Raw genomic sequence first — 9,196 nt, 5'->3', positions numbered from 1 at the left:
TTTGGTGGGCCCAGACAGACTTGAACTGTCGACCAACGGATTATGAGTCCGCTGCTCTAACCAACTGAGCTATAGGCCCTTATAAACTGAATTTGTTATATATCAACAAGTTCAAGCGAGGCAATACTAACGAAGATTTTTTCAAAAAACAAGCATTTTTGCTCGCACTTGCACACTAACACAACAATTACGTTTATCGCTTATTTGCTTAGCTGTATTTTTATAAATTCTTAATTCATCGCTAAAATTAAAAATAGATCATTTTTATATTTTAGAAATACTTTTATTCAATAGAACGACATTTCATCAAGCTGAAGAAACTTTAATACTAAACATTCCACAATGAAGGAATGATGACTTAATTATACGTATAAGGTCTTAATTAATCATTTAACTATTATTTTCAAATCATCATTTAAAAATTTAACCGAGCAATTAAGTTTTTAAAACGTTTAATTTCTAGCTTACTTCAGAGCCAAAACTACGTTTTTTACGAGATTCCAAGCGGATTTCGATCAAAGACCATACAATAACCAACATCAACAATCCAAATGCCAATAGAAAAGTCGAAAAATACATCATTCTTTTCAATCCTTATTAAACAGAAGCGAAGTTGAACAACATGTTCAAAAGCTTTTATCTTCGACAAAAGTCTAATAGGTATTTTTTGATCTGAATAGCCCTTTTAAGCCATTATTAAGTCTTAATTAATATTAAACAATACATTTAAACTATTTATTATCCCAATTTATATATAAAAACAATTAATAGCGCCATTTCCCCAGCTGTATACATATTTACTTATTTGTTCATTTTAAACACATCACCTCTTGACTATAAATAAGAACAGGCAGAAATTAGCTCACTTTCGAATTGTCTAATTTCCTCCTATGTTAAAAAAATTTATTGGTGAATCTGCATTTAAACTTGCGGGCTGGAACTATCATGTCGAACCCGATGTACTTGAGAATAAACAAGTCATTGTTGGCTTTGAACATACATCAATGATGGATGCAGTTCTCTCTCTTGCCCTGTTCCAAATTTTTGATATGAAAATTCACATCCTGATTAAAAAAGAATTATTTAAGGGACCAATAAAACCCTTATTAGAAGCTATGGGTGGAATTGCAGTCGATCGGAAGGCTAATCAAGATATCGTGTCTGTTATGGTCGAACATTTTCAGCAAAATGAAAAATTCAATCTTGTGATTGCACCTGAAGCTACCCGTGCAAAAACAGGTGAAATAAGAAGACCCATTCGTACCGGATTTTGGCATATTGCCAAAGCAGCGGGTGTTCCTATCGTTTTAATGTATGCCAATTCTAATACCAAACAAGGTGGCATTTTAGGGAAAATATACCCGACTGAAATCAATCATGACTTGGCTTTGCTTAAACAACTCTATAAAGATAAGGTCGGTTTGGATATTGTGATACCGGAACCTAAAAACTAACTGCTATTTGTATAAAAACCCCCAAGCCAGCCCTTTCTAAAAAAAAAGAGCTTATGGTAGAATTTAACACATTCGATTAGGCATAAAGCCAATCTACAAGGAGCATATTTCGCATGGCGGGTCATTCCAAGTGGGCCAATATTAAGCATCGCAAAGCAAAACAAGATGCGAGCCGTGGTAAAGTTTTTACCAAATACATTCGTGAATTAACTACTGCTGCAAAACTCGGTGGCCCAGATGTGGGAAGCAATCCGCGTCTACGTGCTGTTGTCGAAAAAGCACTGTCTGTAAATATGACACGTGATGTAATTAACCGTGCTATTCAACGTGGTGCGGGTGGTGAAGATAACGATGATTTAAAAGAAATCACTTATGAAGGTTATGGAGTTGGTGGCGTAGCGGTTCTGGTCGAAACAATGACAGACAATTTAAACCGTACCGTACCTGACGTGCGTCATTGCTTCTCTAAAACCAACGGTAACTTAGGTACAGCTGGTTCAGTGGCTTATCTCTTTACCAAACGCGGTGAAATTACTTTTGAAGATGTTTCTCTAGAAGATAAAATCATGGACGTGGCTTTAGAAGCTGGCGCTGAAGATATTGAAGTGGATGAAGATGAAATCTTGGTTATTACCACGCCTGAAAGCTTCGGTGATGTACAGGATGCTTTATCTGCTGCTGGATTAAAGTCTGACAATGCTGAAGTTGTGATGAGTCCATCCACTAAAGCAGAAATCACCGATATTGATCAAGCCAAAATGATTTTGAAAATGATTGATATGTTTGAAGATCTTGATGATGTTCAAAACGTTTACACCAACGTAGAGTTTTCAGATGAAGTTTTAGAACAGTTGGATGCTTAACTGAATTGACCTGTTTTTTCATCTGCTATAAAAAAACGCACTATTTAGTGCGTTTTTTTATAGCTGCCCACCAATTAAAGTATGTAAAATCAACATGTGGACGTAAGATTAAAATCATGAAACCCATAAAAATAATCAACGCAGTCAATATTCTTTTCAACCAAGCTTGAAATTTTCACTCTTCCTTAAAATAAATAGAAGTTTTTGGGCCAAGAGCTTTGCCGTTATCTGAGCAGTTAATTAAACTTTATTAAGTAATCCACTACAGTTCAGCACATTATATTCTTTAATGACAAAACTCGAATGAAGTGCCACGACATGCTCAATTTTACCAATGCGTTTTAAAAGAATTTCACTATAATTTTCCATATCTTTTGCGACCACTTCGACAATAAAATCGGCAGATTGGCCGGTCACTAAAAAGGCATTAATGACTTCTGGAATACCTTCTAATTCCTCCAAAAATTTTGCAAAAGTATCGGTGTCATGTTTATTTAAAGACACTTGCAATAAAACATGCAGGCTAAAACCCAACTTGGCATAGTTAATATCACGCTTTAAATGGGTCATGATATTGGCTTCAATCAAATGCTTGATCCGTCGATGCACAGAACTCACTGAAAGATTAATCCGTTCCGAAAGTTCATTTAAATTGACATCTTCCTGATTCAAAATTTCCAGAAGTTGTTTATCAAAACGATCCAGTTCCATTTTTATACTCTTTATCCGCAATCAGTCAATTCGCAAAATATTATGCTATCCCTGTTATACAATAATTATTTATTCCCATAAAGTTTTAATAATGTGAAAATATTTCTTGAAAGCATGTTCAATTCATAAGGATTTTTTTGATTCATGCTGAGTTAGATTGTCATAAGTCATTTAATTATAAAAATGACTTATGACAACTTTTATTAAATCCTTATTTTTAAATCATTAAATTTAGAACTAAGTTCAATATTGCGCTGACCCTATACCCTATATCGTGCGTATTTTTTATAATTTCACCTTTAAATACCACGCCAGTCCACGCGGGCATTGCGTTCCGTTTGATAAATACGCCGCACATATTGACCGATCGGCAATTCAGTTAAAGTCTCTTTATATTTTTTAAATTCTTCAGACCACACTTCACCATGCTCTTTTTCCCATGGCGTACCGGAAATTTCTAAAAGTGGAGCGAGCATAGAACAGACAGCAATATCGGCAAAACCTAAACGCTCACCGACAAAATAGCGACCATGATTTTCAATTAAGCGCTGATTCAGAAGTTCGATTAAAGCATCCATTCGTTGTTTAGACTCAGCCACTTTATCAGCATTCAGTTGGTAGCCTCTTGAGAGCAATGCTTTGATAATTGGTTTTGAATATTTTTCAAATTGGCGTAAATAGCCTTTTTCACCAATTAAAATATCAAGTGATTCTTCACTTTGGGATAATGTATGTGCCAAGCCCCAGCGACGCACATGCATTCCCAACTCTGTGGCTTGATAATTAATTTCTAAAGCCAGTTCACGCTGTTGTAAATCAGCTCGTAGCAAAGAATGTTCCGGATAGACGTCATCTAAATACAATGCAATTTCAGTCGAATCGGCAATCCAGCGGTCTTGATCACGTAAAATGGGTAAACGATTTTGCCCAGTTTTTAATTGTGCAAATGCGCGATGTAGACCTGGAATCAGATTATGGGCCACATAATCCAACTCTTTATGATCGAGCAACCAGCGAGCTTTCTCACAAAAATGAGATAAAGGAAACTGGTATAAAGTTCGCATAAAATCTCCGCAGTTATTTTTTTAGTTCTGGCTATAAAGATAACCAACGACCTTAGTCGGATACTTTAGTCACCCTGCCCTCGAAATACAATGCACTTTTTATTCAAAAAACCTGAGTACAGTGTTCACTTCCCATGATTTATTTTTATATATATTTTTGTCTTGATTATCTTTAAAACAGATAAGCCAATAAATTAAAGCCAAAATATATACCCCCATAAAATCAAATCATGTTTATTTTTAAACACTTAACTTATTCATTTTCTTTCAAAAATCCACACTTTTTATCATAAAGACCTTTTTTCATAAGCTTTGCAAAAGCAATTGCTTAATTTCAAACCCAATTACTTGTAGCGTTTCGATATCTATTAAAGGTGTCGTTATGTCTCATTTAATTTCTGACAGTGTTCATGTGGTTAAAAATGACCAGGATGCGATTAATGCAGCATACCAAGTTGCAGATTTTGCTTTGGAAGGTCGTAATGAACGCGATCAAAAACGCCAATTGCCTTTTGCTGAAATTGATTTATTCAGCCAAAAAGGTTTAGGGGGAATTCGCATCCCGAAAAAGTTTGGCGGAGCATTTGTGTCCAATAAAACGTTGGCGCATGTTTTTCGCATTATAAATAAAGCCGATTCCAGTGTAGGACAAATTCCACAAAACCAGATTGCCCTGCTCAACATGATTAACATCATGGGTACAGAACCACAAAAGACTTTTATTTTTAATGAAATTTTACAGGGCAAACGCTTGGCCAATGGCGGTCCAGAACGTCATACCAAAGACACCAAAACGTTACATACACTATTAACGGTTGAAGATGGTCATTATTTTGTAGATGGTGAAAAGTTCTATTCTACCGGTAGCAGTTTCGCACACTGGCTCGCAATTAAAGCCATTCACCCTGAAGGTCATGTGGTTTTGGTGGTGGTTAACCATCAAGCGACTGGCGTTGAAGTGGTAGACAACTGGAATGGTTTTGGTCAGCGTACCACCTCTAGCGGCACAGTTAAACTCAATCATGTTGAAGTCGATCCATTTTTAATTTTTGATGAACGCTTACTCGGCAATGCACCAAACTATCGGGGTGCTTTCTCACAGCTGATGCAGGTCGCAATTGATGTCGGCATTGCAGAAGCTGCATTTTCCGACACGCTCAGTGCGGTACAAAAAGCCCGTCCGATTGTGGATGCCAATGTCGAAAAAGCCAGCCTTGAACATTACACCCTGCAAGAAGTCGGCAAGTCGAATGTATTACTCGATGCTGCCATATTGTTACTGGATGAAGCAGCGGAATATTTAGACGAACTCGATCAACTTAATGCCGTAACCGAGGAACAAGCAGCAAAAGCGTCAATTTTAGTCGCTGAAGCAAAAATCTATGCCAATGATGCTGCCTTGCACATTTCTGAAAAGTTACTGGAACTGGGTGGTAGCCGTTCTAGTCTCAGTCAGCATAACCTCGATCAACACTGGCGCAATGCCCGTGTGCATACCTTACATGACCCAGTGCGTTGGAAACTCCATGCTTTAGGTGACTATTACCTGAATCATAAACTTCCTGCCCGTCACGCCTGGATTTAAGGAGTAATAAATATGACCTCATATCAAGAACTTAGCCAGTCACAAGCGCAACAATTGGCACATGCACATATTATTCAGTCTGATGCTGAAGCATTGGAAATCGCGCGCGCGTTAGCAGAACAGTTTAAATATCATGCTGTACAACGTGATGCCGAACGTCTTCTGCCCTTTGAAGAAATTGAGGCGTACAGCCAATCCGGGTTATGGGCCATGACTGTACCGAAACAGTATGGTGGCGCAGAAGTCTCAAGCTATACAGTCGCTCAAGTCATTGCGCTCATGAGTGGCGTCGATGGTTCAATTGGGCAAATCCCGCAAAATCATTTTTATGGCCTGGAAATTTTACGCAATACGGGTACAGAACAACAAAAACAAAAACTGTATGCCGAGGTTTTAAAAGGTGCACGTTTTGGTAATGCATTGGCAGAATTTAAAACCAAGACTGCTGCACAAAAGCAAACTGCAATCAGTCCAGTCGATGGCGGGTTTGTCGTGAATGGTGAAAAATTCTATTGTACCGGCAGTTTATTTGCCCATCGTATTCCGACCTTGGTCAAAAATGAACATGGCCGTGAATTCCTGGCTTTTATTCCGCGTCAAAGTGAAGGCCTGGAATTCGTGGATGACTGGTCTGGTTTTGGACAACGTACCACCGGCAGCGGCACCGTTAAGTTCAATAATGTTTTTGTGGAAGCCGACGATGTTATTCCATTCGATACTGCGTATTTACAACCGACGATTTCAGGACCTTTTGCACAAATCATGCATGCCTCGATTGAAACCGGTATTGCACGTGCTGCATTTGAAGAAACCCTGATTCGTGTGCGGCAAGCGCGGCCATGGATTGATTCAGGTGTCGACAAAGCCACGGATGATCCGCTTACCCTGTTTGAACTGGGTCGCATTATTGCCGATGTCCGTGCATCTGAAGTTTTACTCAAACAAGCCGCGCGTTCTATTGATGTTGCCAAGCCACAACCGACTGCTGAAAATATTGCTAAAGCTTCAATTGATGTCGCAAAGGTTCGTGCTCACAGTACTGAAACAGCATTAAAAGCTTCATCAAAACTAATTGAACTGGCAGGAAGCCGTGGTAGCCAACGTGAAGATGGTTTGGACCGTTTCTGGCGCAATGTCCGAGTACATACCCTGCATGATGCCTCTCGCTGGAAATACTATTTCATTGCCAATCATGCATTAAACGGTGTATTGCCGCCACGTCGGGGGACATTGTAATGACAATAAACTCAACTCAAAATACAGCAAAGAAAATCCTGCTCAATGCTTTTGACATGAACTGTGTCGGGCATATCAACCATGGTTTATGGACGCATCCGCGTGATCAGTCGCATCGCTTTAATGAACTCAGCTACTGGACTGACTTGGCTCAGACTTTAGAACAAGGCTTGTTTGAGGGCTTGTTCATTGCCGACATTACCGGTGTTTATGATGTCTATCAAAATGACATTGACCTGACTTTAAAAGAGTCAATTCAATTGCCGAGCCATGATCCAACCACTCTGGTTTCGGCTATGGCAGCAGTCACACAGAATCTTGGTTTTGGTATTACCGTCAATTTAAGCTATGAATCGCCTTATCAGTTTGCACGTCGCTTCGGCAGTCTGGATCACCTGACCCAAGGTCGGATTGGCTGGAATATTGTCACCGGTTACTTAGACAGTGCGCAACGTCTGATTGGCGAAAAAGGTTTGAAAGACCATGATCTGCGTTATGAACAAGCCGAAGAATTTTTACAGCTTTGCTATAAATTCTGGGAAGGCTCTTGGGAAAACGATGCAGTCTTAAAAGACAAACAGAATCGTATTTTCACCGATCCATCTAAAGTTCATGCGGTTCAACATCAAGGTCAATTTTATCAAAGTCAGGGTGTATTTCAAGTTGCTCCGTCTATTCAACGCACTCCAGTTTTATTTCAGGCGGGTGCATCCCCGCGTGGTTTAGCTTTTGCGACTCAACACGCAGAAGGCATATTTATTGGGGGTGAGCAAGCTGAAAAAATCAAAAAACAGGTCGATCAAATTCGTCAGCAAGCCACCAATCAAGGACGCGATCCAGAAGCGATTAAAATCTTTGTTGGCATTACTGTCGTCACGGCTGAAACTGATGAACTGGCGCAACAAAAACTGGATGAATATATTGCTTATGCCAGTCCTGAAGCAGGTCTTGCCCACTTCTCCAGTTCAGTCGGGATTGATCTGTCTAAATTTGCCGATGATGAAGCAATTCCCTATCAGAAAACCAACAGTATTGCTTCGGTCAACAACAAGTTTAAAGAACAGAAAGTCACTAAAAATGACTTAAAAGCCCAGCATGTCCTCGGTGGCCGTTATCCCCTGATTGTCGGCAGCGGTGCGACTGTCGCTGAAAAGTTGATTCAGTTGCTGGATGCAACAGGAATCGATGGTTTTAACCTGACCCGTACTGTTGCGCCTGAATCGCACCATGATTTTATTCGACTGGTGATTCCTGAATTACAGCAACGTGGCCGTTATAAAACAGCATATGAGCACGGCAGTTTAAGGCATAAGCTGTTTCAGCAAGGCGACCGGCTCTCTATCTCACATCCGGTACAGCAATTTCGATGTCAAAGTTCGGATGAAAATTCAGATCAAATCAATATTCAAAAACACTCAGCTTAATAAATATAAATTTTGAGGTGCATCATGGCACAAACAGCTAAAACCAAATTCACCCTTATTGTGGTGATTATTGCCGCAGTCATTATTGGACTGGTGGTCTGGAATCAACAAAAAAAAACTGCTCCGGATGAACTGGTGATTGGCATCAGCCCTTCATTTGCCAAACCTTTACAGGTGGCAGCTGATGAGGCCAAGCAACAAGGTGTAAATGTCAAACTGGTGGAATTTTCCGACTGGAACACGCCTAATATTACCCTAAACCATGGCGATATTGATGCCAACTTTTTTCAGCACCAGCCTTTTCTGGATAATGCGAAAAAAGAAACCGACTTTAAAATCAAGGCATTCGCCAAAGGAGCTGCCACGCATGTCGGTTTGTATTCAAAGAAAATCAAAAGCTTTGATGAGTTAAAAGATAATGCCAAAGTGGTCGTTCCCAATGATCCAGTGAATCAGGGGCGTGCACTGCTACTTTTGCAACAGGCAAAACTGATCGCCCTTAAAGACCCAGAAAATCATTTATCTAGCCTAAAAGACATTGCAGCCAACCCTAAAAATTTGCAGTTTGTCGAAGTGGAAGGCCCACAAACGGCACGTGCTATTGACGATGCTGAGCTGGCTTTTGGCTACCCGCACTACTTACGTCTGGCTAAAACAGCCGATCCTGAACAAGCCTTATTATTTGATTCTAACGCTGACACACGTTATGCCATTTTATTTGCCGTGCGTGATGACTACCAAGATAAAAATGACAAGCTGAAAAAATTTGTCGAGATCTATCAGAACTCTACAAAAGTGAAACAGGCTTTGGACCAAGACTTTGGCGCCAAACTGTGGTTCCCGGGCTGGAAATAAGATC

9 protein-coding genes and 1 tRNA gene are annotated in these 9,196 nt (G+C 39.7%); 6 read left to right on the top strand and 4 right to left on the bottom strand.

Translation table 11 applies throughout. The features are described from left to right. Positions 1 to 2: 2 nt before the first annotated feature. Positions 3 to 79, bottom strand: a tRNA-Ile gene (locus tag ACKI4H_RS14810). Positions 80 to 459: 380 nt separating this feature from the next. Then, positions 460 to 582, bottom strand: a complete 123-nt coding sequence (locus tag ACKI4H_RS14805; protein ID WP_407307057.1) for a hypothetical protein — start codon at positions 580 to 582, stop codon at positions 460 to 462. A gap of 308 nt (positions 583 to 890) precedes the next feature. Here ACKI4H_RS14805 and ACKI4H_RS14800 point away from each other — a divergent pair, with 308 nt between their 5' ends. Beyond that, positions 891 to 1,454: a 1-acyl-sn-glycerol-3-phosphate acyltransferase gene (locus ACKI4H_RS14800; protein WP_407307055.1), complete on the top strand. Its 564-nt coding sequence runs from the start codon at positions 891 to 893 to the stop codon at positions 1,452 to 1,454. Between the two features lie 113 nt (positions 1,455 to 1,567). Then, the gene (locus ACKI4H_RS14795; RefSeq protein WP_407307053.1) at positions 1,568 to 2,317 is read left to right on the top strand and encodes a YebC/PmpR family DNA-binding transcriptional regulator; all 750 of its coding nucleotides are present in this window, start codon (positions 1,568 to 1,570) and stop codon (positions 2,315 to 2,317) included. Between the two features lie 240 nt (positions 2,318 to 2,557). Here ACKI4H_RS14795 and ACKI4H_RS14790 read toward each other — a convergent pair whose 3' ends face one another. Both ACKI4H_RS14790 and ACKI4H_RS14785 read right to left on the bottom strand, forming a co-directional pair. Beyond that, entirely contained in the window at positions 2,558 to 3,028 is a 471-nt protein-coding gene (locus tag ACKI4H_RS14790; protein WP_407307051.1) for an Lrp/AsnC family transcriptional regulator, read from the bottom strand. A gap of 299 nt (positions 3,029 to 3,327) precedes the next feature. Further along, positions 3,328 to 4,092, bottom strand: coding sequence for a glutathione S-transferase family protein (locus tag ACKI4H_RS14785; protein WP_407307049.1), 765 nt, complete (start codon positions 4,090 to 4,092; stop codon positions 3,328 to 3,330). Positions 4,093 to 4,474: 382 nt separating this feature from the next. Between ACKI4H_RS14785 and ACKI4H_RS14780 the strand changes: the two genes are divergently transcribed. Genes ACKI4H_RS14780 through ACKI4H_RS14765 form a run of 4 tightly spaced genes read left to right on the top strand, consistent with a single transcriptional unit; the run spans position 4,475 to position 9,192 of the window. Then, positions 4,475 to 5,677, top strand: coding sequence for an SfnB family sulfur acquisition oxidoreductase (locus ACKI4H_RS14780; protein WP_407307047.1), 1,203 nt, complete (start codon positions 4,475 to 4,477; stop codon positions 5,675 to 5,677). A gap of 12 nt (positions 5,678 to 5,689) precedes the next feature. After that, positions 5,690 to 6,913, top strand: coding sequence for an SfnB family sulfur acquisition oxidoreductase (locus tag ACKI4H_RS14775; RefSeq protein ID WP_407307045.1), 1,224 nt, complete (start codon positions 5,690 to 5,692; stop codon positions 6,911 to 6,913). Next, on the top strand, positions 6,913 to 8,337 hold the full coding sequence (locus ACKI4H_RS14770) for an LLM class flavin-dependent oxidoreductase (RefSeq protein WP_407307043.1): 1,425 nt from the start codon (positions 6,913 to 6,915) through the stop codon (positions 8,335 to 8,337). Before ACKI4H_RS14775 ends, ACKI4H_RS14770 begins: the two co-directional genes overlap by 1 nt. Before the next feature lie 24 nt (positions 8,338 to 8,361). Continuing rightward, a complete protein-coding gene (locus tag ACKI4H_RS14765) occupies positions 8,362 to 9,192 on the top strand; it encodes a MetQ/NlpA family ABC transporter substrate-binding protein (RefSeq protein ID WP_407307041.1) in 831 nt (276 codons plus the stop codon). Positions 9,193 to 9,196 lie beyond the last annotated feature (4 nt).

It is taken from the genome of Acinetobacter sp. (genome assembly GCF_045628685.1).
Classification (GTDB): Bacteria; Pseudomonadota; Gammaproteobacteria; order Pseudomonadales; family Moraxellaceae; genus Acinetobacter.
The sequence above is the reverse complement of the archived record's forward strand: the minus strand, read 5'-3'. Positions and strand labels throughout refer to the sequence as shown.